The sequence below is a fragment of the Rhizobium sp. N621 genome (genome assembly GCF_001664325.1).
In the GTDB taxonomy this organism is placed as follows: Bacteria; Pseudomonadota; Alphaproteobacteria; order Rhizobiales; family Rhizobiaceae; genus Rhizobium; species Rhizobium esperanzae.
The window spans coordinates 3,403,019-3,426,531 of the sequence record NZ_CP013495.1 but is presented as its reverse complement, the minus strand read 5'-3'; the positions used below and the strand labels follow the sequence as shown (position 1 = coordinate 3,426,531).

Genomic DNA, 23,513 nt, shown 5'->3' with positions numbered 1-23,513 from the left:
GCAAACAGTATCAGAAAGCGGCATTGGGCCTGTATTCCTGGTATGCGTGTCCGAGAATTCCGTTCACCATGCCGGCACCGCGTAGTACATGGGTGAGTGCCCGCATGCCCCAATAGGGTGAAACCAGGATCGCCGGCAGCATGACCAGCCCAAGCATCACTCTCGTGGCGCCATAGGCCGCGCGATAGAGCCGGCGCTTGAGGTTGCCGTGCAGGATCTCGCTGACGGCGAAAGTGTTGCCGAGGCGATATTGTCGCTGCATCACCCATTTCCATGTCATGCGGCTGGCGGGAACGACATCATAGACCAGTGCCTTGTCAGCCCAGAAAACCTGCATGCCACGACGAATTGCCTGATTGAAGAAGAGATAGTCAGTGCCGCCGGTGAAGCGCATTTTCTCTTCGAAGCGCAGATTCCATGAGCGGATGAGGGGATAATCGAACATGACATTGTTCGAAGCCGCATAGGAAATGCGCTGACCGTCCTTGTTCTTCTTGCGCTCGAAAACCCTTGCCTTGATGAAATATTCCGGCGGATTCTCGGGATAGACCGGCTGGACCGGACCGTAGACGCAATCGGCGCGATTTTTCTCCCGGGTCTCCAGCATCGCATCGAGCCAGCCATCGACCGGCCATTCGTCATCGTCGAGAAAGCAGAAGAGATCGGTACCGGCAGGGGCTGAATCGAGCGCGCGATTGCGCGCAAACGGTATGCCCTGGTTCGGTTCGACGACATAGATCAGATCATAGGTGCCCGTTTTGCCGAAAGCCTCGACCGTGGCTCTTGCGCTGCCGGCGGCATCATTGTCGACGATCACCATCGTCAGATGATAGGGGCGAGCCGGATGCCTGGTCTGGCGTGTCATCACATCGAGCAGCTTGGCGATCCCGTCCAGCCGCCGATAGGTCAGCACGCCAACGGCGATGTTCAACGGCGACGCGCCTGACGGATCAGTTCCGGCAGATGAATGCGGAAAAGTGTCCTGCTGGTTCATGACTGTCCTCTCCGCAGCATAGTGCCCAAACGCTTGCGCGCGGCCATCAAGGCCACTTCGTTGACGGCATCGTCGCCGAACGGACCACCGGCCACGGTGTTGCGAGCTTCGCTCCTCAGTTTCAAAAGCGATGTCGTTTCGGCAATGCCTCCGGCGACCAGGCTCTTACCCAGCGCATGCAGCCCATCATAGCGGCGCGCCAGCTCCAATCCTGTGGCGATCATGATCCGTGGGCGCAGTGTTTTTGCCCTGCTCGTGCCCGTATAGCGGTTCGAGGCATGAATGCGCTGAAAGGTCAGCGGCGTTTCGACGATGGCTCCGCGACCGAGATAGGCGGCTGCAAACTTGATGTAATTGTCGCTGAGCACGACGTCTTTCGCGACGGACATCGGCAGGATCTGGGACAGGAGGTCGCGGCGGAAGCTCAAGCCGGAGGTCGGCACCGGAAGCGAGGGAAAGCCGCCCCTGCGCAGGGTGTCCCGTTTGTCGAACAGCGTCACCTGCAACTTCGCGGGAGGCTGGTCGTCTTCGTTGGTCGTCACGCGGTCGAAACACCAGTCGATCTCGTTGCGGTCATAGACCTCGACAATGCGCGCGAGTTTGCCAGGCAGAAACGCATCATCGGCATCGAGGAGAAAGAGGATATCGCCGCTTGCAGCCGCAAACCCGGCGTTGAAGCTCGAGGCCTGGCCACCGTTTTCCTTCAATACGGATCGGATCTGCTCGCCGTAGGAAGCGAGGATCTCCCTGGAATCATCCGTGGAGCCATCGTCGACGACAATCACCTCGTAGTCGGGATAAGTCTGCGACAGGACACTGTCGATGCATGGGCGCAAGAACTGCCCGTAATTGAAATTGTTGATCAGCACCGAAAGTTTCAAATTACCGTCTCCTGGGCCAGTCGATCACCGCCCCAGCGGGGCGTATCGGCGAATTCCGGCACGATAGCCGCGCATGTAGTAGTATTTCCAAATCGCCCAGAAACGCTTCTTCGACCGCGGCAGGAGATAGAGGAGGGCTGCACGGAAAGCCCACTGTGCACTTTCGATCCAGGTCGGCAATGGAACGCCGCTTATCCTCACGCCTTCCGGCACCTCATCAGGAAAGAGCGCCGGCATGCCGTAGCCAAGCCGCTCGCCGCGTTTCTGCACCCAATTCTCGGTCACGCTCGACGCCGGGATCCAGTGGTGAACCACGGCTTCGGCGCATCGATAGGATTTGGCTCCACCCGCGGCCAGGCGGATGATGATTTCAGCATCTTCACCCATCGCGAACATCTTTCCCGGAAGAGGGCCGATGTCTTCTCGATAGCGTACGCTCGTCCCCAGCAACTCTCGCCGAACGATCGTGTTCGGGCCCCAAACCTTTGTCGGATCGCACGGTCCGCTTTGTGTCTCATCGACGATCGCGAATGTCGATCCCATGGGAATCCAGTCGATAAAGCGGTCCTTCGGCTCCTCCTCCCAATCTGGAACGATTCTGCCGCCGAAGACGCCATAGCTCGGATGGGCTGCGGCACAGTCGACGATCGCTTTCAGCCAATTTGGTTCGGCGCGGATGTCGTCATCAGTAAGAACAACGAGATCCCCCTTCACCCGATCCAAGGCCAGATTCAGCGCGCTGGACTTTCCCGGCTTGCGCTGCTGCAGGATGGTGATCGGAAGTTTTTCGCTATACGATTTCAGAAGGTCGAACGTATCGTCCTTGCTATTGTTGTCGACAGCGATCAATTCCCATCGATCATGGGGAAGCTCCTGGCTCACCAATGAATCCAAAGTATGGCGCAGCCGGCGGCTGGCGCCATTATAGGATGAAAAGAGCACGCTGACGAAAAGATCCGACATCAGTTACCAACCCTTTTGGTGAAGTCGAAAGAGGAAAGCCTCATGATTTGACTGCCTATACCTATTGGACGGATCGGTTTGCTATGCGGGATTCGACCGCGCCCCACCGAAGAATTCGCGCCGATAACCGCCGCCGAGAACCCTCAGCTTGCGAAAATTGCGCAACAACCGTCGCGGCTTCAGAAGTACGCCACGATTCAGAAAATACTGCCGCATCAGGCTCGGCGCGCGGCTGTGCGATCCGCCATGGGCGACCCGGTAGACTGCTCCCCGGAAAGGCAGTTTGGTCAGGGGCGCTCCGCGCTGGGCAAGAATGCCCGCAATGCGGACGTGGCTGCCCAGCATCGACTTGATCCAGTCGAGAGAGGCGTCTTCAAACCGCTGCGGCAGTTCATACAGATCGCCGCGAATGATCAGCGAGGTGCCGCAGAGATGGCTGAAGTCATCATGGCCGAGCAGAAAATTGCCGCCGTCGTCCCAGATGTAACCATTGTCGATCGTCCATCCGTTGGCATCCCGGTTTTCCGATACATATTGCACGATCCGGGAGCTGACGAAATCGTCGTCATCAACAATCATGAAAAAGCGGCTGTCGGCTGCGGCCAGCATGCCGCTTAGAACGCGCCGGCCTTTGTCGGCGCGGAAGGCATCGAGGAAGTCTTCCTTGCTGCCCTTTCCGAGTTCGTGCATGTCGTTCGGCGGAAACGTCACACGAACGGCGGAAAATTTCTCCGGCAGATCAGGCAGATCGGCCCCTTCGTTAGCTACGATGATGCCGCGCCAATCGCCATTGGTCTGATTGGAAATGGAGGCCACGGTCTGGCTGAGATTTGCCTTCAGCTTGCTCCAATCGCGCGCGTTGTCCTGATGTCGGACCGGGATGATGAAGGTGACAAGTGGCATCGAATTCCCCCTTAAGCCCGCAGGCCCACAGCTTCTTTCTCAGCGACGCGCCCCTTGGCAGCCTGCTGACGCGCCCACTCGATTCCGTCTTCGAGCGATGTCGCTTTGTAGGAAAGGTCGGTTCCGCCGGAGAAAGCATTCATGAAGCGACGGATCTTTCCATAGCTGTTGTCCAGCACCGCATGCGGACGGCCGAGCAGCAGCGAGCAGATATGAACGTGCAGACGGTCGGTCACGATCGCGCGGGCGCGCGAAATCTGACTGATGCCACGCTCGAAGCGGTTATGAGCCGCAGCATCCAACCTGCGCAAGGCAACTTCGCTCGGCTTCAATGCGAGATAAGCCGAGGCTACGCCCAACTTCTTGGCGATGTCCACCTTCCTCCTCGATTCCGTAATCCAGTCTTCCACAGGAATATCGGAAGGAATCTTGCGATCACCGCCGCCGACGCGTTCCGCATCCTCCCGCAACATGGCGAGGACGGGAATCTGCGTTGCCCTTTCCGGCAGCGGGCCGATGGCGAAGGCCATATCCGGGCACAGCCGCACGATGCAGTCGAAGTGCTTCTCGGAAAACTCCTTCGATTCTTCATCGCGCACCAGCAGTACGAAATTCTTGTGGCGTCCGATGGCCTTTTTGGACTGCTCGATGCGCTCGGGCGAACTGTAGTGGATCGATTGCGGGAACTGGACGATCTGCCGATCCGGGAAGCGTTCCATGATCATTTCGCGGAAGTCCTGATGGGCGACCCAGATATCGCCGAAATTGCCGCCGCCGTGAATGAAGATCGGGCCTGTGGGGACGCGACGTTTCAGTTCGTCGGCGGAGAAGTCGTAGAGCCTGGAAACATAGTCCGGGCGCTTGCCGAAGCGGTCCCGGAGATAGGCCATCTCTCCCAGCCAGATCGCCGAGTCGCCGCAATTGCGGATGTCGGGAAAATCGAGAATCGCAAGCGGTTCATCGCGCGAGACATAGTCCTTCAGGCAATCATGGATCATGCCGTTGAGTTTTGCGATCAGCTCCGGTCTGGATTGGCTGGTCATTCTGCCTCTCTTGTTGATGTTCGTTTAACTTCACGCCGATTTGGGTACGGCAATACGTTTTGCTTTTGACAGGAACTTGACAACGATACGCTGAACTTCAGTTTCCGGGCCATTGGGCTTCTTCATCGCCACCCAAAGAGTAAAGCTCGATCCGGCGTAGATGATGCCGCCCGTGATGACGAGGAAGGCGAGATAGAGTGCCAGATGCAGCTTGTCTGTAGGCATGCTCAGAATGTGCGACAATCCCCAGACACCGGCGGCCATCAAGGCGACGCTGGCAAGCGCGCGGAAGTTGGCCGCGAGCTGCTGGAAGAACGGCAGATTGATCAAGCGCTTGACGAGAAGCATGTTGACCACGGTGGAAATCAGGCCGGTCAACACCCGGGCATAAACGACGCCCGGAAGCCCGGCCATCATCAGGCCGGCGATGATGATGGGGATGCGGACCACCAGCATCTGCGTGTCGCGGATGAACAGCATCTTCGTATGGCCCTTCGCCATGCCGAGCGGCTGGACGAGCGAGCCGAGGGTCTGCAGGGCAAAGACCGATGCGAGCGCCTGGACGATGAAGATGGCGGGAATCCACTTCTCTCCCAAGGCAAGCCGCATCATCGGCTCGGCCACCACGGCCATGCCGATGCCCGCCGGAAGCGCCACCGCCGCCAACAGCGCCTGCGCACGCTGATAGGCTGCGATCAGCCGGACCGGATCGTTGCGGACCTTGGAGAAGCCCGGATAGATCGTCTGGTTCAAAGGCGCCGTGGCCTCGCGCGTCGGCAGCGTCGAAAGGGTGTTGCCGACCGTGTAGTGGCCGAGCTGCGTGGCGCCGAGCAACTTTCCGATCAGCAGATATTCGATCCGCCAGTTCAGTGTGTTGACGATCTGTCCGGCCGTCAGCCACACCGAGAACGAAAACAATTCGCGCGCGTGCCGAAAGGTGATGCGCGGCCAGAACGGCAGGACGGTGTAGGAAACGATGATATTGGTCACCTGATAGGCGAGGGTGCCGATCACGAGGGCCCAGTAACTCTGATAGATGGCCGCAATCGCCACCGTCACGATGAAGCCGACCAGCTTTTGCGAGACGTTGAGGACGAATTCCTGCCAGAAGATTAGATCGCGCTGGAGCATGACACGGCGTGGATTGGCAAGACCGCTCAGGAGCAGGCTGAAACTCAAGGCGAGCATGACGCTCGTCAGCCGCGGCTCATCATAAAATTCGGCGATCGGATAGGACGCGGCGGCAAACAGCAGCGCCAATATCGCGCTTCTCGTCACGCTCAAGGTCCAGACCGCGCTGAAGTGCGTTTCGCTGGGCGACTCGTGGCGGATAAGCGCCTGATTGAGCGAGAGTTCGGTGACCGAACTCAGAATGACCTGGATCGTCGTTGCAATAGCGACGAGACCGAAGTCAGCCGGCACCAGATACCAGGCGAGTACGAAGGTGCTGAGCGCCGAGAGCCCGTTGACGATGGCGCGGGACAAACTCAGCCACATGCTGCCTTGAATCAGCCGGTCGGTAACACTGCTCATGGGCGAACGGCTCCCGAGGTCGATGACGTTGACCATTTCAGCGGGCTGCAGGCCCATCCGGAGTGCTTCTTGCCCTTGCGGGAATGGAGAGTATTGGCGGAATTAGAAAGCATCATGCCTTATTGCCTCGTCACGGGGTCTGCGACATCAAAGGGCGCTGGCCGTCTTCTTGGAAAAATCCTGCTTCAGCCGATCCAGCTCGACCAGCATTTTCTCGTGGGCTCTTACGATAGCCTCGTCGGAGCTGAGCTGTCCTGGCTTCTCAGCCACCCGCTGCAACGTCTTGACGGTCGAGCCGAAAACATAGTTGCCGGTCAGCTGCCGGATGCGGCGGTGACGGAACGTGATGTTCTTCAACAGGTATGTGTTTTTCCGCACCAAAGATGCGCCTGCTTCGACGAGGTTCGAGGGGCCGATCGGATCGAAATCGATCTCCAGATCGAGCGCACTCGCCCAGTCATGCCACTTGGCGCGATTGCCCGGCGCGATCGGCCGGATCGCCCGCCACGGAACGCGCAGCGCATCTGATATAATGCAGCCATGCATCGCTTCGGAGACGACCTTCTGCGATGCGCTGAGTTCGGTCAGAACCTTTTCCACCGACCAGCGGGGATCGATATAATGGATGCCGGCGAGGTCGCAGACCTTGTCCCAGCTGCCGTACATGGCGCTTTCGTAGTGCGGCATAAAGGAGACGGGGTAGCGCTTCTCAACGCTCTTGGCATCCCAGCAGCTGCGCGTCAGGATGCCCGAATCGCCGATGGCGTAGCTCGGATCGATGCCGAGGACCTCGGCGGTCTTCTTTCCGCGCACGAAGTAGAAGGTCCAGTTGCCATCGACCTTCGGCGCGTTGGTGTAGCCGCCATAGCCCGAGCCGAAGACGATCTTCTGTATGTTCGGGTCGAAATTATCGTAGAGGATCGAACCGATGCCGAGAAAGAGCTGGCTCTCGTCGTCATTGAAGAAGCCGGGCAGCAGACGTTCCCAGAGCCAATGGTTCAGTTCGTCGCCGAAATTCTCGTGTTTCCCGCGATAGGCAAACATCTTCATCGTGCTTCTCCAGTCGGCAAGTGCGTCACGATCTGCGTGACCGTTTCGTCCTCGCGGGCCATGCGTCCGTAACGCGAAATGATCTTGATGTCGCTGCGGATTATCTTGGCCGGGTTGCCGGCCACGAGCGAGCGCGGCGGCACGCTCTTGGTCACCACCGAGCCGGAGCCGATGACGCATTCGTCGCCGATCTCCACGCCGGGCAGGATGATGCTGCGGGCGCCGATGAAGCAGCGTTTGCCGATCCTCGTGTGAAGGTAGAGCCCGCGTGTGAGGTCGTGGGTCAGGATGGCGGCTTCGAAGGCGACATAGGTTTCGGCGCCGATATGCAGTCCCTTCGGATTGGTCTTGTCGAAGCGCACGCTCAGTGAAAAGCTGGCGGTCGGATCGATGTCCATACCCCAGAATTTCGTATAATAGAGCCACTTGGCCTTAACGATCCCGTTCCGCAGCGGCCGAAATACGTTCAGTCCCCACTTCGGCTTCTTTCCTGTCTGCACCATCAAGTCCGACCCCGGCTGGAAAATTGGTCTAGTACGGAACTGTAATAGTCCTCTAGCATCCCCGTTTGACGACGTATGTCGAAGCGCTCGGCCACCAGAAGCGGTGCCCGCGCGCTGAAGGCTGTCCACAGGGACTGGTCGTTGAGCAGCCTTCCGACCGCTTCCGCCATGCCCGCGACATCCCGCTCCTCCACGAGATAACCAGTTTTCCCCTCTTCGATCGCTTCGCCCACGCCTCCCGAGCGGAATGCGACGACCGGAGTACCGACGGCTTCGGCCTCCAGATTGGCGAGGCCGAAGGCTTCCGCGTGACCATTGTCGAGCGTCACGCTGCCATGAAGATAGAGTTCCGCACTGGCGAGCAGATCCCTTATCTCTGTCTGCGACAGATTTTCATGGATCGTGACGCTTGGCAAGGAACGGCGCGCCAAGGCCTCGATTTCCTCCTTCAATGGTCCCTGTCCGACCATGACGAATTCAACCGGGGTGCCGGCGGCCGCCACGCGTGAAAGCGCGTCGATCATGAAGCGGTGGCCCTTATAGTCGACGAAACGGGCAATGGAAACCACCAGCCCCTTTTTTCGTGGACGCGGCTCCATTTTGAAGAGATCGAGATCGATGCCGATGTGATGGCGAAAGACGCGGTCGGCGCGGAAGCCGAGCGCCAGCAGCCGCTCTCGGATGAAATCGGAAACGGCGATGTTCCAGCTGTTCCAGCCTGCCATCTCGCTCCGGCCCTTGGCGAAGAAACGCACCTGATTGAAGCCGCCCGGTTTTTTCGGATCGCCGCGATAGGTGGCGTCGAAGCCATGAAACGTCGTTACGAGCGGCTTGCCGGCGGCGCGCGCGAGCGGACCGATGACATAGCCGTTCTTGCCGAAATGGGCATGGACAAGATCGGCTTGGCTGATCGCGGGAAAGAGAAAAGGCAGGCCGACCTGCGGGATTTTCAGAAGCAGCTCGCCGGCCCGCGCAACGGGAGACCGACGAATGTCATGAACCGGGACAGTCGATTTTTTTGTATGGGCGGAAGAGATTCGCGAACCGGCAAGAATTTCAGCTTCGAAGGAGCGAAACGCCACTGCCTGGTTGAGAACAAATGCCTGGCTGGCAGGCAAAAATTTTTCCACGTAAATAACGGCTTTTCTCATGAATCTGTTCGCGTCTCCACTGTCTTGGCGATCACATTGCCTCTATTGCCCGCTTGATGCCGTCAATCGAACTTCTCGGATCGTTGTTTTCGTCGTAAAGATTAACGCGCTTCGTGCATGCCGCGCCGGGGTTGGTGTCCTTCTCGTCAAGCCCGCCATATTTCTCCGACATGCCCCAAACGGTGGCGCCTTTCAAGTCACCACGCTCGGCTGCGATGGTGATCACGTCACCGAAAATCTCGGCATAGGAGACCGGCGTGGAGCTTTTGTCGCGGTTGAGGAAATGGCAGGACGCATCGAGTTCGGTAATAAAAACCCTGACACCCATATCCTTCAGTGTTGCACAGAATCGGCCCATTCCCTCCGGATCGATCCGATCGAGACCGGGGCGGAAATGCGATTGCAGCCCGACGGCGCCGATCGGCGTCTTTCTGGCGACGAGATTCTCGACAATCTTCAGGATGCGTGCACGCTTCTGTTCGAACACCTCGGATTTTTTCTCCAGGTGCGTCTCGTTGAGAACCAGCATCGCGTCGGGATTGGCCTCGTGTGCCATGTCGAAGCTCATGCGGATATAGTCGTCGCCAAGAAGGCGTCGGAAAACGCAGTTCCGCAGATCCGGCACATCATATTCCAACGGCTCGTTCACCACATCCCACGCATCGATCGACTTCTTATAACGAGCGACAACCTGTTTTATATGACGGTTCATCGCCGCCCGAATGGTCGCAGCGTCGGTGATGGCGGACACCCAGTCGGGCGTGCGATACCAGACAAGCGTGTGTCCATAAACCCTCATGTTGTTTTTGCGTGCAAACGCAACGATTTGATCGGCGGGGCCGAAGGAAAAGACGCCTGGCATCTTTTCCGTTGCATTCCACTTCAGCTGATTTCGCGGCGTTACCGAATTGACGTTGTCGATGTAGATCTGCGACGCGATCGGATTGCCTACATCCTCCGGATCGATCGCCGAACCGAATCGAAACGATTTTCTGTCGGCCAGGGCGCGCAGCCCCGCGGACGGCGGCACCTGCGCCAAAGCCTGACCCGCGCGGGCATATAACAGGGCGAGCGGAACGGAGGCGAGGAAACGTCTTCTATTCATTCTTTCTCTCACTGTTGGCTGTGTGTAACGTCTTCGGCGGAATCGAAGGGCCAAGCTTGCGGATTACAATCCGTCGCGGCTTCGATCTTAATTAATACATCGGTACAACTTCCGATGTATTTTCAGCGGCGTGGATGACGACGGCAATTTTAGACTTTTCTGCGTAATCCAAGATATTAAACCGCTGCGGAGGGGAGCTCGTTATGGAAGGTTGGTTTAACTATCTGATGAGCTATGCCGCTTTTTTTATGGCGACTGTTCGCAGCGGCGTATCCCTTTTTGACGACCGGCAGTTCGCGGCGTTTGCTCTCGGCGTTGTCGGCACCATTCTCATCCTGTTCGGCGCGCTCGTCAGAACCTCGTTGCGATTGCGTCGATCGGCACGCGTCGTTCGCTCGCTCAACGACGAACTTGCGCAGGCTATTCAGGACCTCAATGTAGAGCGTCTCTGGCGTCTGGCCGGCGGTGAAGGGGCCGAACGGCCAAGTCCAGACAGCTTGACGGAGCTTTACAGGATCCTGTCCCGGCATCACGGTGATGCAGGTCGCATCGCCTGAAGTGCGCCGCATGCGGCTCTAATTGCGATTTACTGCGGCCGCTCTTGATGGGGAAGTTCCGGCTGCGTGCGGTTGGCCGCAATTGTGGGCTCTGGCACGGGAAGCCATGTTCTGCCGGAAAAGTAATTCCTCGCCCTTTTTTGGGGGCCCGACGTTGCATCCAGCGAGAGGGTAAAATTGTAGCGCTGCGGATTGAGCACTTCGTGGGTGAAGGCGATGTTGGCTCCGAAGCCGTCTTCCTTGACATCCTTCAGGTTTTTGATCGCATTCAGGGTCTCATGAAAATCGAGCCATTGCGGTTGACGCAGCATGGTTTCGAAAATGCGCAGGATAGCCGGATCGAGCTGGCCATTCTGATCCGTTCCGGGATTGACGATCTTCACGCGCATACTGCTGATCGTGCCGGCGGCATCGCCACGAACAATGACGAAGATGGAATTCGCAAGCTGATCCTTTTCACGCTTGGCGCTGTGCTCGTAAAAGCATTCGAACGTGTCGGCATTGAAGCTGGCCGCCGCCCATTCGCTGGTCTGAACGCCCGCTTGACGCAGCGCCGCGCACATTGCAGGCCCGGATATGCGCCATGTGCGCAGAAAGGCCGACGCGGTCTGTGCCACGGGCGGTTCGGTGGCATGCAGGGGAAGCTTATAGACCGCCGGCGGCGCCGGTCTTGCTGGAGCTTTGGGCGGCGGCGGCTTAACCTCAGGGGGGAAAAGGTCGAAGCCGAAATAATGGCCAACCGCCTTTAAATGTTTCATGTCGTTGGACAGAAGCACCGTTCCGATGACCAGCGAGAGGGAAATCGTCAGCAACAACCAGAAGGTCACGGGAAGCCGCGGTTTTCCTGCCGGCTGTTTCGCATATGGGGGCGACGAATTATCGGGCAAGCTTGTCTTCTCCGGCACGCGAGAAGGATTTCGTTGGTCTGTCTGGATCCCGTCAGTATACATGATCCGGTTAAATATCTTTTGGCTTCGTGTCTGCAACCAGGGCCCTTTCATCCGCGCCCTCATGAAAAGCGCGCGATCGGTTCGCCGAGAGCGCTTCAGCAGCATTTCAGCCGAGAATTTCCAATAAAGCGTTCGGCAATTCGGCGAGGGGTATTCGCTGATCTTGCCGCTTCTGTGGTCACGTAAAGGGGCGTCGTCCAAACTGGATTGAAATAAATTCGAGTTTTTTGAAAAGATTGTTGAATTGACATAAGTATTTTCATCCACAGGTCGAGAAACTGAAGATATTCATTTTAATTACGGGGGGAGTGCACTCAAGTTCTGCCATTCTCTCGCGCATAGCGTTTAAATTTTTGTGAGAAATTTCAAATTATGCTTCCAAAATATTTATCGGATAACGACTTTCGGCGAGTTCGATCAAATTTCCGACGTATTAATCGATAGGGATTGCGCTGCAACAGCAGAAAGGAGAGACCATGTCCATCGAGCTAGACGCAACCACCTACGTTCACGCCAAACCGACAACTGCACATTCCTACATCTTGCCCAAGATCTTCGATGTGCTGGAGGATCATTTCGATGGTTCTGCGAAAAATGACGTCTTCGATCTCGGATGCGGCACCGGCGGGGCCGCCGCGGCTCTTACGAAAGCAGGATATGATGTCGTCGGCGTCGATCCCTCCAGCGACGGAATCGGCAAGGCCAATATCCGTTATCCCGGACTGGCGCTGAGCGTCGGCTCGGCCTATGACGACCTGTCCCGGGATTATGGCAGTTTCAGTGCCGTTATCAGCCTGGAGGTCGTCGAGCATGTCTACGATCCGAAGAGCTTCACCTCGACGATGTTCGATCTCGTCAAGCCGGGCGGCATCGCGGTGATATCGACGCCCTATCACGGTTATCTGAAGAATCTTGCACTGGCTGCGACGGGAAAAATGGATGATCACTTCATGCCGTTGAAGGATCATGGGCATATCAAGTTCTGGTCGAAAAACACATTGCGCACACTGTTGCTGGAGACCGGCTTCGATAACGTCCGTTTCGAATATGTTGGAAGAATTCCTGCCTTTGCCAAATCAATGATCGCCGTCGCCGACAAGCCGCTTTAGCCGGTCGGCGCGACATTGCGCCGTTCGCCGCAGTAGTCCGGAGGTTGTTTCTACTGCATGCTGTGGTGAAAAAAACCGTGATGAAATATTTACTTTTAGTTGCATTCTTGCTTAAACTCTCCATTATACAGCGGGCGTATTGATGAAGCGGGAGACTTAAGCAGATGAAGGCCAAATCGCCGAATTCCATCGATGTCTATGTTGGCAACCGCGTGAGAGTTCGGCGAAAGACGCTCGGCATGACCCAGCATGGATTGGCCGAACTTCTTGGCATCACTTTCCAACAGATTCAAAAATACGAAAAAGGAACGAACCGGATCGGCGCCAGCCGCCTTCAGCGCATTTCCGAGATCCTTCGCGTGCCGGTCGGCTTCTTCTTCGAGAACGGCGGTTCCGGACCGATCGAAGGCGAGACGAGCGAATTGAACAAGTTTTTATCCTCGAAGGAAGGGCTCGCGCTCAATAAAGCGTTCATCGCCATCGAAGATCCCAACATCAGGCAGAAGCTGGTGGCCTTGGCCAAAAGTCTGGCGATGACGGGATTGCCCGACGTCGATAGCGACCTGCAGGATCCGGTTGTACACAACTGAGGATGGACCGTGCTTCATCTGCAGACATTCGGCGATCTGCGGCTGACTGAGTCGGATGGCGAGCCGGTTCGCTATCCGGTCAAAGGTCTGTTGATGATGGCCCACATCTATGCGGGTGCGAGCCATGAACTCAGCCGTTATGAGCTGGCCCAGTTTCTATGGAGCGACGTTGAGCCCGAATTGGCGCGGCTCAATTTGCGCAAAATGCTGTCCCGCATCCGCGAGATGGACTGCGGACGCACCGACATAGCTTTCGATTTCACTGCCACGACGGTGTGCCTCAACAAGCAGGTGGTTTCCAGCGATCTGGATGTCTTTCGAGCCGGCGGCCCGCCGCTGGATCGATTACAGGCGATCGCCGAATCGACGCAGCGCGGCTTCATCGGAAATATCAAGCCGGCGACAAAGCAGATAGATGCTTGGATCAGGGCGCAGCGGGACGCCCATGCGCTGCAATTGCGTCAAGCATTGCTGGAGGCGTTGCCTGATGTGCAAAAGCCGGGCGCGGCGCGCATCATTTCCAGCGCCGCCCTGCAAATCCTCGAGCGGGATCCGAATGACGAGCAGGTCAGGGCATTGCTGCATCGGCTATCCGGCAGCGCATCGTTCGGCGAGAGATTGCCGGAGAGCGGCGGCCAAGCAAGGGTGGAGGTGAAGCGTCCCGAGCCCGGCAGCCAGTCGGCCGATATCGAACGCATATCGCCGATCCCGCGGATCCTTCCCCGTCTGGTGTTGCTTCCCCCGACGGCGAAGCACGCCGATGCCGGACTTGCACTTGCCAACGCCCTGATCGAAGACGTCACAATCGAACTCTGTGCGCTTCGGCATATTTCCATCGTCGCTCCGCATACGGCCGGACAGATCCGCCGCGACTCCGAAAAAGCGGCGGTGGTCGCCAAGCACTCGATCACGTATCTTCTCGACACCCGATTTTCCGAAGAGGGATTGTTCGCCCAGCTGATCTATTTCCCCACGGATGAGATCGTCTGGGCCAATCGCTTTAAGATGAACCCCGATATATTGCCGCGTCACAGGCGGGTTATCGCCCAGCAGTTGACCGAGTCGGTGGCGCGTGAGCTGGCTGAAAACGAGGAGGAACGGCTACGTTTCGAAGCCAATCCTGAGGCCTATCACGCCTATCTCGTCGGCTCCAGCCTGATGAGCAAGCTGACACTGCCGCATATCCGCCGGGCAAGGAAGGCGTTCAAGCAGTCGCTGTCGCATAGGTCGGATTTCTCGCCGTCATTTACCGGGCTGGCAAGAACTTTCACCAGCGAGTGGCTCGTGACGGCGCAGGGAAACAATGAACTGCTGCACCTGGCGGAGCAGCATGCGCTTCGCGCAATCGAGCGAGATCCGGGATCGGCGGCGGGCCATCGCGAGCTCGGGGTCACCAGACTTTATCTTGGTGATGTGGATGCCAGCGTCGCAGCCCTTCATCTGGCGGAAGAGCTCAGTCCGCATTTTGCCGATGTCATCTACAGTCATGCCGACACGCTTGTGCATGCATCCCGCCCCGGCGACGCGCTCTCCAAGATCAGAAAGGCAATTTCGCTCAATCCGATCGCGCCTGACGCCTATCTCTGGTGTGCCGCGGGAGCAAGTTTCTTCCTGGAACAGTATGAGGAGGCCATCGCCTATGTCGAGGCGATGAAAGACAAAGCGCCGGCCCATCGTATCGCCGCGGCCAGTTGCGCAATGATCGGCGATCGAAAACGGGCACTGTTCCATCGGCAGCGCGCCGAAAGCATCAATCCGGTATTCGACGTCGAGAAGTGGCTCGCCATCGTTCCCTTCAAGGAGCACTGGCAAAAAGAGCTATATCGGGAGGGCCTGTTGAAGGCTGGTTTTTAACAATAGCTGAGGGGCATACCATGGCGAAAGCTGTCATTATAGGAATACCGGGCGAGGAAGGTCTTTGGCTCGCCGATCTCGATGCAGGCACCGTCAAACCGCTCAATCCGACGGGGGAATTGGCGACTGCGAGCAGCCTGCGCAAAGCTGGCGGCATATTCGTGAAGGGCGTCGATTTGGCCGTTGCCGTTTCGTCGGCGCAGATCGCGCTTTCCGGTCATGTCGACGGCTGAGCCCGCATTCTGACGGACCGGTCCACATATCCCGACAGGATCATATCGCCGCGGGAAACTCTTTCCCGCGTCGAGCCTTTTTTAGCTCGGTTCGGCATAACAAGGGTTGCACGACATACCGGGCTTGATGACATCGGAATTCCCGTCTGGTGCGGCTATACTCCGAATTCGCGCTCAATCGTGATTGCTCAGGGAAAGGGTCTGACCGACATCGACGCCAAAGTATCCGCCGTCATGGAAGCCGTGGAACGGGCAGTTGCCGGCGACCCTTTCGTCGATCTTGTCCGCAATACCTCGTTCGGTCTGCAGGCGATGGGGCACAAGATCGATCCGCTGAACTGCCTGATCGCCATGCATAAACCCGATCTCGGGCCGGACGAGGAGACGGAATGGGTGGCCGGCATCAATATCCTCACCGGCGAGACGATTCATATCCCTTTTGAAGCGGTGCTGCTCGACCGCACGCGCGATGCGCGATACTGGATGTCATCTGACGGCTTGGCATCGGGAAACAATATCGAGGAGGCCGTTTTCCACGGTGTGCTCGAGCGGATCGAGCGTGACGCGCATGTGCTATGGCAGGTTGGCGCGGAAAGGCATCGTTATGCCGGCTGCGTCGACCCCCGCGGCCTTCAGGACGATGCACTGACCGGATTGATCGACAAGATCGAAAAATCAGGATTGGCGCTCAGGCTCTTCGATATCACAAGCGACATCGCCATTCCCTGTTTCACCGCCATTCTGGGTCCGTGTGATTCCGTTCCAGGCCAGCGGGATCGCCACAGCGGCAGGGACATTCGCCTTGTCGAGGTGACCGGCGGTACGGGAGCCCATCCGTCTCCCGTGCGCGCGGCCATCCGGGCGGTAACGGAAGCCGCGCAATCCAGACTCACCTATATCAGCGGAGCCAGGGACGATATTTCTCCCGCCACGTTCTCGAGATCCTTGCCGCCGCTGATGCGGCGAGCCTTCGACGCAGTTCCCGTCTCGCCGGCTGCCGGTCCTGTCCGCCACCGAACGTCAGGACATCGGGATCTGGCGTACTTGCTGCAGCATGTGCTGGAGGCTTTGCGAAACAAAGGCATCGGTTCGGTCATCGCCGTACGCCTCAGCGACGACACGCTTCCCTTTGGCGTCGTCAAGGTCGTTATCCCCGAACTCGAAAATCCGGAAGGGCTGCGTGCTCGCCAGTTTGGAACAAGGGCGCTCGCGAGAGCGATAGGCTTTTGAAGGTCATTTTCGCGGGTCCCAGTCTTCCCGATGCAGCCTCACTTGCCGGCGAGGGGATACGCGTCCTGCCGCCCGCCACGCAGGGCGATGTTCTGGCTGTGGTGGAACAGGGTGCCAATGTCATCGGCCTGATCGATGGCGGTTTCGAATACGCTGCACCGGTCTGGCATAAGGAAATTCTCCATGCTCTTTCGCTTGGCGTGACGGTCCTCGGGGCGGCAAGCATGGGCGCGCTGCGCGCTGCGGAATGTCATTCATTCGGGATGATCGGGATCGGCCGCATTTTCGAAGACTATCGCACGGGTCGGCTGGTCGACGATGCCGCCGTTGCGCTCGTGCATGCGCCGAGCGCGCTGGGCGGCAAGCCGCTGACGATACCGCTCGTCAATGTCTGCGCTACGCTCGATGCCATGGAAAGGAATGACTTGCTCCCAGATCAACTGCGCCAAGTCATCGAAGACGCCGCGAGTGCAATATTCTTCAAGAGGCGAACGTGGCGGGCAATCGTCGAGCAATGCGCTGGCGTAGCCGAGCCGGATCGCCCGCACCTTCTGGCCACCCTCGTGTCGCATTCCGTTGATCAAAAACGCATCGATGCACTGGAATTGTTAAAGGTGGTGCAGTCGACCGCCGATATTCGCGTGAATGCCGATTTGTGCTGGAAACTGCGCGAAACCTGGTTCTCCACACGGTCCGCATTGTGAAGCAAAGACGACGATCGTCACCGAGAGTTGTGTCACGCTTTTTTCACGGGCTCGACCACGTCAGCCCGCGTATCATTCCTTCCATTCGTTGGAGAAATGGGCATGGGCGTGACATCGACTATTAAACTAGATGGAGATCTAGGGGCGAAAGACGCTCTGGACGAACTGGTCGCACTGGCACGGATGATCGCCTATGCGCGACAGGTTGCTCAGGATGTCAAACTGCAATTCGCGACGAATTGCCTCGACCTTGCTCTTGAGGCGGTGAAGCAGGAAGTCGGGGAGGGGCTGACCAGAGAGTTGGCCGAATTGAGTTCTCCGGTTCCCCTGGTGAGCATAAAAAGTCATTAGAGCGGGTGCGTCCTATCGGACGCACAAAGGACGCTTTAACAACACCCTGATCTATGAATCGCGCTTTCCGAAAATCGATTGCGGTTCCGGGCCGATGTGCCGGGCGGCGCCTCGCTGCTTCAAAACTTTGGATAACCCGTGAAAATTAACGTGGGCTTCGAGGTTATGGGCGCCTTGTCCCGGTGATGGGTCGCGAATAGTGGGGCTTGATCGATTCAAAAGACGGGTGCTGCCGGGGAATACGAGCTGCCCTGCAGGCCCAATGTATCGGCAATCATCTGAATTGTTGGCTTCGAAGAGGTCCCCGGCATTTCGCGGGCCGCCGGACGCTCGTTCAGAACTTATTCGACGCCCTGCATAAAAGATAGGTTCAAATGAATGGTAAGCGGTTTCGTTGACGTTGTCTCCGGGCAAGGAGACGGCGACGATTCTCGTTTCAGCGGTCGTCTGCCGACCGGCCAGCCTGGCCGATCCCTGATCTCAATGGGTCAAATTGCGCTTCTGTGCCAGCAGTAAAATGTAATCGTCGGCAATGTCCGCTATGGCCATTGCGACTTCCGCCGGATCGCACCCCTCGACCTTCGTGTTTGCAATGAACTGATAAACCGCCTTCTCAATCTGTTTCCGGCAGATCATCACGCGTTCATCATAACCAAATTCCGGAATCTGCGATGCCATATCACTCATCAGGTCGGCTCCTCACTACTTGCAGTGACCATGACACAAATTATAAGTTGAGCAAGCAAATGCTTTATGAACGGTTAATTCGACGGCGGGTGCGACCATTTCGACACAGGTTTGGCCATAACCGGACATTCAGCCCGTTGAATGAGGTGAGGTCTTTCGTGCTGGAGGGTTCATCGTTCCGTGTCGGGGGAGCCGCTCGACCGAAGCTGGTCGTCTCCTAGGCTGCGGCTTGTCATTCCGAGGGTCTCGGATCATCAGGAGAACTTGTCATGATCAGTCGAAGGCTGCCCTTGTACCGGTGTGGCCAGTGGCGTGATGAACTGTGATAGTCCTTTGATTTGCCGGCATATTAAAGTTTCATTCGTCTCCAGATCATCATTCGTTGATGTGAATTGCGTCGCCAGGTCTTTGGAACCGGCCAGTCCGGACACTGTCGGGCAATCGGTCGTGGCCGCCTCGTTTACAATGCCGGCTAGTCACGCCGCTGCCGACAAAGCAAACGGAAATAACGTCGGCAGTTTTACTCTTTTCTGAAAGAATTCATCCCTGTTGGCTGCGGGGTACAAAATTTAACAATCCCATGGATGAGTAAAATATTAATAAAAATTTACCAAAAGGTAAAAATATCTATTTCATATAAAAGTTGTATTTAAATATCTATTATAAGCTGAATGAGGCTTTTCTAATAATTACTGTAGGATGTAGTGACTGAAAAATAGTATAGACAATGTAACGGACTATAATAGATAATAATATCGCCTGCATGACGACTTCTTGCTATGTGCCGGGGTCGCTGAGTGGAAGCATTCGGCATTAATTGCAATGTTGGCCGAGACGATGCGTTGTAAAACGGGAGCCTTGGTCCTGTCGATATCCCGGATTTCTCGTCGTCCGGCGCAGGATTCACTGTTTATTCTGCGCCAACCTTCGCAAAGTTTGAGGACCCGCCGGGGTGGTGACGGGTCCTCGGATAAGATTGCCTGCACAGTACGAAGATATGATTGCTGTTAAAGTCGATGCTGTCACGGATTATTGTTGGATAGTTATGTTTTTCCCACAATTTATTGTCTTCTCGTTATGCCAACGTTTGTATTTTTTGAAGTTTGTACTTCAAAATAATGAGATGATCGCCAGCGGAGTGGAAAGTGCCGGCATTTTCGTTCTCTCTCGATTGGCGGAGATTGCTCTATCTTCGCGAGGTCGCAACGGACTCTCCGCCGCACCGGTCGATCTTCGATAAGCGCCGGAACAAGGCCTTCGTCCGGAAGCGTGACCATCCGCCGACCAGCGGGATAAGGGGATCTAGTTCCTCGAATTTCTTAAAATACTTCTGCTTTGATTGCCTGACCGGCCGGACTTTGGCCAAAGCCCTGTTTGTGGCTCTGTTGGCTTTTGAAAAGATCAGTTTGATTATGACGGCCACAGCAAGCAGGGGGCTATGATGATAGATGTGCCTAAGCGAGGTGGCGGCGCTGTGCCAATCTTTCAACGCTGCAAATTTTGAGAATGCATAAAGGTGAGCCGAGGTGTGGGCGCAGCTGACGACGAAAGCGGGAAGTTCCGGGTTGCGGGAGACACATTGCTCGGTCACTGCCAAAAGCGACCGCGCCATTCGAGACCTGTCGGCAGACATGGCTGCGGAATGAACGCGATAGCCCACCAGACCGAGTGGCACCGCCTCGATCTTGAAATGCTCGGCGGTGCGGAGTTCGAAATCGAAGTCTTCGCATCCTCCAATTCCTCGATCGGCATAGCTCGGATCGTAGCCGCCGATTTTGTCTATGACGGCGCGGCGCACCATGAAGCCGCTGCCATTGCCGACAAAGCGGAAGACGAGGTGGCGAATGAGGATGGATTCCCGAGCGTTGAGCGAAGAGCCGGACTTCGTGCAATATCCCTCGGAATCGACGAAACGGTGAAGGGCATATACTGCACCCCACGCGTCCGGCAGGGGATGGAGCGCTGACAGCATCCTTTCGACATAAGTGGGATGCCATAAGTCATCCGCGTCGATGAAGGCTATATAGCTGGACCTGGATGCCTCGATCCCGGCATTGCGCGCCGCGGCTACACCGCGATTTTCGGTCGACAGGATCGTGATCCTCGGATCAGCTGCGGCGAACTCGCGACAGATCGATGCGGTATCGTCGGTGGAGCCGTCGTCCACGACGATGATTTCGAGTGCCGAATGGGTCTGGTCGACAACCGATCGAAGTGTGGCGGCGATGAACTCTTCGGCATTGTAAGCAGGGATGACGACTGCCACCGTCAATCCGGATAGAGGCTCAGCCGCCATAGAGCAACCCATCCGCTGTTGTGGCCGGACGCAGGTCGATCCGGTTCTTCATCAACCTTGCGACCGACGGGCGATGGCTGACGACGATCAGGGTCCGGCCGTCATATTCCCTGAGCAGGAGGGAGAGCACGCGCCCCTCCGTCTCCTCGTCGAGTGCGCTGGTCGCTTCGTCCAGGAGCAATATGTCGGGCCGACCGGCCAGCGCCCGCGCCAGACCGATGCGCTGTCGTTGCCCACCCGAAAGCCGGATCGCTTCGTCGCCCAGCCATTCGTCGAAGCCGTAGGGCAGATTCTCGATGAATTCGGTGGCGCAGGCCATATCTGCCGCCCAGCGGACATCCTCCTCAAGGATGTCGCGACGGAAGCGGATATTGTCGAGGACGGAGCCATCCATAAGCTCGACGTCTTGGCCCGAGACCGCGAGCAGGCGCAGCCAGCTGGATCGCTCGATAGTCGAGAGGTCCTTGCCATCGATCGTGATCCGGCCTTCGGTCGGCTGAATAAGGTCGAGGAGCATGTTGATGATCGTCGTTTTGCCGGAGCCGCTGGGTCCGGTCAGAGCCGTGGTCTCGCCTGCCCTGATCGAGAAGCTGGCATGACGCACGGCAGGCACTCTGGCCTCTTCGTAGAAGAAGGATACATCGTGGAAAACGATCTCCTGTTTTAGATGTCGCAGTTCCTCTCCGCCTGCAGTTTTCCTGGCGTCGTCCTGTTCCGCGATCAGCGCGAGCACGTTTTGCAGTGAGGCTTCGATTTCATGCAAGCGCAGCAGCTGGGAATCGAATTGCTTGATATGTGGCTGGAGCCTGTAAAGAAGTATCGTGGCAGACAGGGCGGCCCGAAAATCGACCGGCAGGACCTGCGAGGACAGGATGATCGTCAGGATCACCCCGAATGTCAACGTTTCGCTCAGAAGCGACGTTGCTGCCCCCATCCGATCCGAACGGCGCCAGGTTTCCCCCACTGTCTTGGACAAGGTTTCGAAAATACCTTTGTGGTCGTCTTCCAGACCGAAGCTCTTCACCGCCTTTAACGTCTGCAATGTGGTCCAGCTCAGATGGGTCAATTCTTCCAGTGCTGAAAGACTGGCCGCGCCAAGACGGCGATAGGCAGCTGCAAACAAGCCGAGGCTGAGGTTATGGACGACGCCGAACATCACCGCGAGCACAGCAATCGGCCATGCCATTACGAGCATTCCGACCCCGAAGATGATGATGGTCCCGAGACTGATTCCCAGGCGCACAAGGCCGGTATGAGCTGAGGCCACGGAATAGGATTCGGTGGCGATGACATTGATCAGATCGCTGCGCTCATAGCGTTGAAATCGCTGGAAGGGGATCGTCAGAATCTTTGCATAAAGACGGTGACGAATACTCTCGCTGATCTGATGGCTTACGGTGCTTGCGATGATGTCGTTGACGAAGCCCAGAATGATCCTCAGGATGATCGCGCAGATCAGCACGGCGACTAGCATCGACTTCGTGATGGAAGATTCCAATCCGCCAAAGTATGCCGGTAGCCAGGCGACGGACCCGGAAGCAGGGCTTTGTTGGCTGAGGGCAAAAACGAGGCTGACCAGCAAGGTTATCCCCACCATTTCCGATAGCCCGGTCAGGATACCGATGACGATCAGGACGGAGGTTTTCAACCGGAGCGAGGGAACGAGCTCCAGAAGTTCGCGGAAACGCGCTGCGACAATAACGTTGAAGGCGCCCCACGACCTGCGGAGAACGGGTTTCCGTAGCGTCATCATAAATGATCCATCCGGGACTTGATGAGCTCGCCTGTCCTTATCGTCGGCGTGGCTGCGACAAGGTCGTAAAACGACGTGCCGCTGATGGGGAGCGCCACGCTTTTCGGAGCCGCCCCTTTCGGCCACGCGTGCGACCTACGACGTATCCGTTTCAACAGTTTCCTGCGCTGCCGCTTCGCTTGGCCCCACAGATGCCTGACAGCCTGGCCGACAAGCCTTGACGGGAATCTCTTGACAAGGAGAGACGCCACTTTCCTGACCTGCCCGTAGTTGCCGCCGGCAAACGCCTTCTTGAAATACCAGCACGCCGTGTGGAATTCCGCCCGGGTGGCGGCGGCGGCAAGATCGGGATGGCGCCGCTTCACGTCTGCCATCACCAGAGCGTGGGATTTCAGCATGCGCGAGGCGTTGCTCGACATGTTGCCTGCGGTAAAACGATAACCGGTCAGGAAATCGGGAGCCACTGCAAAGGGTAGTCTTTCAGCCAATGCGAGATAGAGCTTCAGGTCCTCGCATCCCTCGGCTCCCTGATCACGCAGGGCAGAATCATAACCCCCGCATGCCAGGACTTCCGCCCGCGGCATGAGGGGGGTGCTGCCGTTGCCGATGAAATTTTCCCCGACCAATATTTCGAAGACATCGCCCTCATAGAGCACGGGACCCGAATGGCTGAAAATCACGTCGTTCCCGTCGATTGCCGCGTACCAGTTGTAGGCGACGCCGTGGCCTGTCGACAATTTCCCGAGCGCGCGGACTTGCATCTCGATTTTTAGAGGGTGCCAGAGGTCATCGGCATCGATCGGTGCGATGTAGCTGCCGCGAGCCTCTTCTATACCGTAGTTGCGGGCAAGGGCGACGCCGCCGTTTTGCTGGCGAAGGACACGAACGCGCGGGTCAGAAAGGCGATATTGTGTCGCCAGTTCGAATGTTTCGTCCCGCGATCCATCGTCCACGACGAGTATCTCGAGGTGTTCATAGGTTTGGGCCGAGACGCTTCGCAGCGTTTGCACGAGGGTCGCTTCCGCATTGTACGCGGGAATGATGACGGTCACCAAAGGAGGGTCAATGATCAT

General features: G+C 57.2%; 23 protein-coding genes. 8 read left to right on the top strand and 15 right to left on the bottom strand.

The window, feature by feature from the left end; translation table 11 throughout:
• Window positions 1-10: 10 nt before the first annotated feature.
• The 10 genes from AMK00_RS16610 to AMK00_RS16565 all read right to left on the bottom strand — a co-directional run bounded on the left by AMK00_RS16610 (window position 11) and on the right by AMK00_RS16565 (window position 10,126).
• Window positions 11-994: a glycosyltransferase family A protein gene (locus AMK00_RS16610; protein ID WP_064811124.1), complete on the bottom strand. Its 984-nt coding sequence runs from the start codon at window positions 992-994 to the stop codon at window positions 11-13.
• Complete coding sequence (locus AMK00_RS16605) at window positions 991-1,875, bottom strand: glycosyltransferase family 2 protein (protein WP_064811123.1); 885 nt, start codon at window positions 1,873-1,875, stop codon at window positions 991-993. Before AMK00_RS16605 ends, AMK00_RS16610 begins: the two co-directional genes overlap by 4 nt.
• A 24-nt stretch (window positions 1,876-1,899) precedes the next feature.
• Complete coding sequence (locus AMK00_RS16600; protein ID WP_064811122.1) at window positions 1,900-2,838, bottom strand: glycosyltransferase; 939 nt, start codon at window positions 2,836-2,838, stop codon at window positions 1,900-1,902.
• 81 nt (window positions 2,839-2,919) lie between these two features.
• Window positions 2,920-3,741, bottom strand: coding sequence for a hypothetical protein (locus tag AMK00_RS16595; protein WP_064804388.1), 822 nt, complete (start codon window positions 3,739-3,741; stop codon window positions 2,920-2,922).
• Between the two features lie 11 nt (window positions 3,742-3,752).
• Entirely contained in the window at window positions 3,753-4,784 is a 1,032-nt protein-coding gene (locus AMK00_RS16590; RefSeq protein WP_064811121.1) for a polysaccharide pyruvyl transferase family protein, read from the bottom strand.
• A 30-nt stretch (window positions 4,785-4,814) separates the two neighbouring features.
• Window positions 4,815-6,317: a lipopolysaccharide biosynthesis protein gene (locus AMK00_RS16585; RefSeq protein WP_064806277.1), complete on the bottom strand. Its 1,503-nt coding sequence runs from the start codon at window positions 6,315-6,317 to the stop codon at window positions 4,815-4,817.
• 147 nt (window positions 6,318-6,464) lie between these two features.
• Entirely contained in the window at window positions 6,465-7,367 is a 903-nt protein-coding gene (gene pssM / locus AMK00_RS16580) for an exopolysaccharide glucosyl ketal-pyruvate-transferase (protein ID WP_064804384.1), read from the bottom strand.
• Entirely contained in the window at window positions 7,364-7,870 is a 507-nt protein-coding gene (locus tag AMK00_RS33590; protein WP_064804382.1) for an acyltransferase, read from the bottom strand. The genes pssM and AMK00_RS33590 overlap by 4 nt, the downstream gene beginning before the upstream one ends.
• On the bottom strand, window positions 7,870-9,021 hold the full coding sequence (locus AMK00_RS16570; protein ID WP_064804380.1) for a glycosyltransferase: 1,152 nt from the start codon (window positions 9,019-9,021) through the stop codon (window positions 7,870-7,872). The genes AMK00_RS33590 and AMK00_RS16570 overlap by 1 nt, the downstream gene beginning before the upstream one ends.
• Before the next feature lie 31 nt (window positions 9,022-9,052).
• On the bottom strand, window positions 9,053-10,126 hold the full coding sequence (locus tag AMK00_RS16565) for an endo-1,4-beta-xylanase (RefSeq protein WP_064811120.1): 1,074 nt from the start codon (window positions 10,124-10,126) through the stop codon (window positions 9,053-9,055).
• A gap of 203 nt (window positions 10,127-10,329) precedes the next feature.
• Between AMK00_RS16565 and AMK00_RS16560 the strand changes: the two genes are divergently transcribed.
• A complete protein-coding gene (locus AMK00_RS16560; protein ID WP_064811119.1) occupies window positions 10,330-10,683 on the top strand; it encodes a hypothetical protein in 354 nt (117 codons plus the stop codon).
• A 29-nt stretch (window positions 10,684-10,712) separates the two neighbouring features.
• On the opposite strand, the gene AMK00_RS16555 is transcribed toward AMK00_RS16560, so the two are convergent.
• Complete coding sequence (locus AMK00_RS16555; protein ID WP_064811118.1) at window positions 10,713-11,570, bottom strand: DUF6030 family protein; 858 nt, start codon at window positions 11,568-11,570, stop codon at window positions 10,713-10,715.
• A 539-nt stretch (window positions 11,571-12,109) separates the two neighbouring features.
• Here AMK00_RS16555 and AMK00_RS16550 point away from each other — a divergent pair.
• The 7 genes from AMK00_RS16550 to AMK00_RS16520 all read left to right on the top strand — a co-directional run bounded on the left by AMK00_RS16550 (window position 12,110) and on the right by AMK00_RS16520 (window position 17,704).
• Entirely contained in the window at window positions 12,110-12,742 is a 633-nt protein-coding gene (locus AMK00_RS16550) for a class I SAM-dependent methyltransferase (RefSeq protein WP_064811117.1), read from the top strand.
• 164 nt (window positions 12,743-12,906) lie between these two features.
• On the top strand, window positions 12,907-13,332 hold the full coding sequence (locus AMK00_RS16545) for a helix-turn-helix domain-containing protein (RefSeq protein ID WP_064804372.1): 426 nt from the start codon (window positions 12,907-12,909) through the stop codon (window positions 13,330-13,332).
• 9 nt (window positions 13,333-13,341) lie between these two features.
• Window positions 13,342-15,186 carry a hypothetical protein gene (locus tag AMK00_RS16540; protein ID WP_064811116.1) on the top strand — a complete coding sequence of 615 codons (1,845 nt, stop codon included), beginning with the start codon at window positions 13,342-13,344 and terminating at the stop codon, window positions 15,184-15,186.
• Between the two features lie 20 nt (window positions 15,187-15,206).
• Entirely contained in the window at window positions 15,207-15,419 is a 213-nt protein-coding gene (locus AMK00_RS16535; protein WP_064804367.1) for a hypothetical protein, read from the top strand.
• Between the two features lie 42 nt (window positions 15,420-15,461).
• On the top strand, window positions 15,462-16,649 hold the full coding sequence (locus AMK00_RS16530; RefSeq protein ID WP_064811115.1) for a YcaO-like family protein: 1,188 nt from the start codon (window positions 15,462-15,464) through the stop codon (window positions 16,647-16,649).
• Window positions 16,646-17,353 carry a TfuA-like protein gene (locus AMK00_RS16525; protein WP_064811114.1) on the top strand — a complete coding sequence of 236 codons (708 nt, stop codon included), beginning with the start codon at window positions 16,646-16,648 and terminating at the stop codon, window positions 17,351-17,353. Before AMK00_RS16530 ends, AMK00_RS16525 begins: the two co-directional genes overlap by 4 nt.
• Window positions 17,354-17,455: 102 nt before the next feature.
• Window positions 17,456-17,704, top strand: coding sequence for a hypothetical protein (locus AMK00_RS16520; RefSeq protein ID WP_064804362.1), 249 nt, complete (start codon window positions 17,456-17,458; stop codon window positions 17,702-17,704).
• 480 nt (window positions 17,705-18,184) lie between these two features.
• On the opposite strand, the gene AMK00_RS16515 is transcribed toward AMK00_RS16520, so the two are convergent.
• From AMK00_RS16515 to AMK00_RS16500, 4 genes are all read right to left on the bottom strand, one after another.
• Entirely contained in the window at window positions 18,185-18,391 is a 207-nt protein-coding gene (locus AMK00_RS16515; RefSeq protein ID WP_004676311.1) for a hypothetical protein, read from the bottom strand.
• A gap of 1,186 nt (window positions 18,392-19,577) precedes the next feature.
• Complete coding sequence (locus AMK00_RS16510; RefSeq protein WP_064811113.1) at window positions 19,578-20,687, bottom strand: glycosyltransferase family 2 protein; 1,110 nt, start codon at window positions 20,685-20,687, stop codon at window positions 19,578-19,580.
• Window positions 20,677-22,440: an ABC transporter ATP-binding protein gene (locus AMK00_RS16505; protein WP_064804358.1), complete on the bottom strand. Its 1,764-nt coding sequence runs from the start codon at window positions 22,438-22,440 to the stop codon at window positions 20,677-20,679. Before AMK00_RS16505 ends, AMK00_RS16510 begins: the two co-directional genes overlap by 11 nt.
• On the bottom strand, window positions 22,437-23,513 hold the full coding sequence (locus tag AMK00_RS16500) for a glycosyltransferase family 2 protein (protein WP_064811112.1): 1,077 nt from the start codon (window positions 23,511-23,513) through the stop codon (window positions 22,437-22,439). The genes AMK00_RS16505 and AMK00_RS16500 overlap by 4 nt, the downstream gene beginning before the upstream one ends.

What these genes read in the sequence shown, in the direction of transcription:
- AMK00_RS16610 (WP_064811124.1), bottom strand. Translation starts at nt 994, where the DNA reads ATGAACCAGCAGGACACTTTTCCGCATTCATCTGCCGGAACTGATCCG.
- AMK00_RS16600 (WP_064811122.1), bottom strand. Translation starts at nt 2,838, where the DNA reads ATGTCGGATCTTTTCGTCAGCGTGCTCTTTTCATCCTATAATGGCGCC.
- AMK00_RS16595 (WP_064804388.1), bottom strand. Translation starts at nt 3,741, where the DNA reads ATGCCACTTGTCACCTTCATCATCCCGGTCCGACATCAGGACAACGCG.
- AMK00_RS16590 (WP_064811121.1), bottom strand. Translation starts at nt 4,784, where the DNA reads ATGACCAGCCAATCCAGACCGGAGCTGATCGCAAAACTCAACGGCATG.
- AMK00_RS16585 (WP_064806277.1), bottom strand. Translation starts at nt 6,317, where the DNA reads ATGAGCAGTGTTACCGACCGGCTGATTCAAGGCAGCATGTGGCTGAGT.
- pssM (WP_064804384.1), bottom strand. Translation starts at nt 7,367, where the DNA reads ATGAAGATGTTTGCCTATCGCGGGAAACACGAGAATTTCGGCGACGAA.
- AMK00_RS33590 (WP_064804382.1), bottom strand. Translation starts at nt 7,870, where the DNA reads ATGGTGCAGACAGGAAAGAAGCCGAAGTGGGGACTGAACGTATTTCGG.
- AMK00_RS16570 (WP_064804380.1), bottom strand. Translation starts at nt 9,021, where the DNA reads ATGAGAAAAGCCGTTATTTACGTGGAAAAATTTTTGCCTGCCAGCCAG.
- AMK00_RS16565 (WP_064811120.1), bottom strand. Translation starts at nt 10,126, where the DNA reads ATGAATAGAAGACGTTTCCTCGCCTCCGTTCCGCTCGCCCTGTTATAT.
- AMK00_RS16560 (WP_064811119.1), top strand. Translation starts at nt 10,330, where the DNA reads ATGGAAGGTTGGTTTAACTATCTGATGAGCTATGCCGCTTTTTTTATG.
- AMK00_RS16550 (WP_064811117.1), top strand. Translation starts at nt 12,110, where the DNA reads ATGTCCATCGAGCTAGACGCAACCACCTACGTTCACGCCAAACCGACA.
- AMK00_RS16545 (WP_064804372.1), top strand. Translation starts at nt 12,907, where the DNA reads ATGAAGGCCAAATCGCCGAATTCCATCGATGTCTATGTTGGCAACCGC.
- AMK00_RS16535 (WP_064804367.1), top strand. Translation starts at nt 15,207, where the DNA reads ATGGCGAAAGCTGTCATTATAGGAATACCGGGCGAGGAAGGTCTTTGG.
- AMK00_RS16520 (WP_064804362.1), top strand. Translation starts at nt 17,456, where the DNA reads ATGGGCGTGACATCGACTATTAAACTAGATGGAGATCTAGGGGCGAAA.
- AMK00_RS16515 (WP_004676311.1), bottom strand. Translation starts at nt 18,391, where the DNA reads ATGAGTGATATGGCATCGCAGATTCCGGAATTTGGTTATGATGAACGC.
- AMK00_RS16510 (WP_064811113.1), bottom strand. Translation starts at nt 20,687, where the DNA reads ATGGCGGCTGAGCCTCTATCCGGATTGACGGTGGCAGTCGTCATCCCT.
- AMK00_RS16505 (WP_064804358.1), bottom strand. Translation starts at nt 22,440, where the DNA reads ATGATGACGCTACGGAAACCCGTTCTCCGCAGGTCGTGGGGCGCCTTC.
- AMK00_RS16500 (WP_064811112.1), bottom strand. Translation starts at nt 23,513, where the DNA reads ATGATCATTGACCCTCCTTTGGTGACCGTCATCATTCCCGCGTACAAT.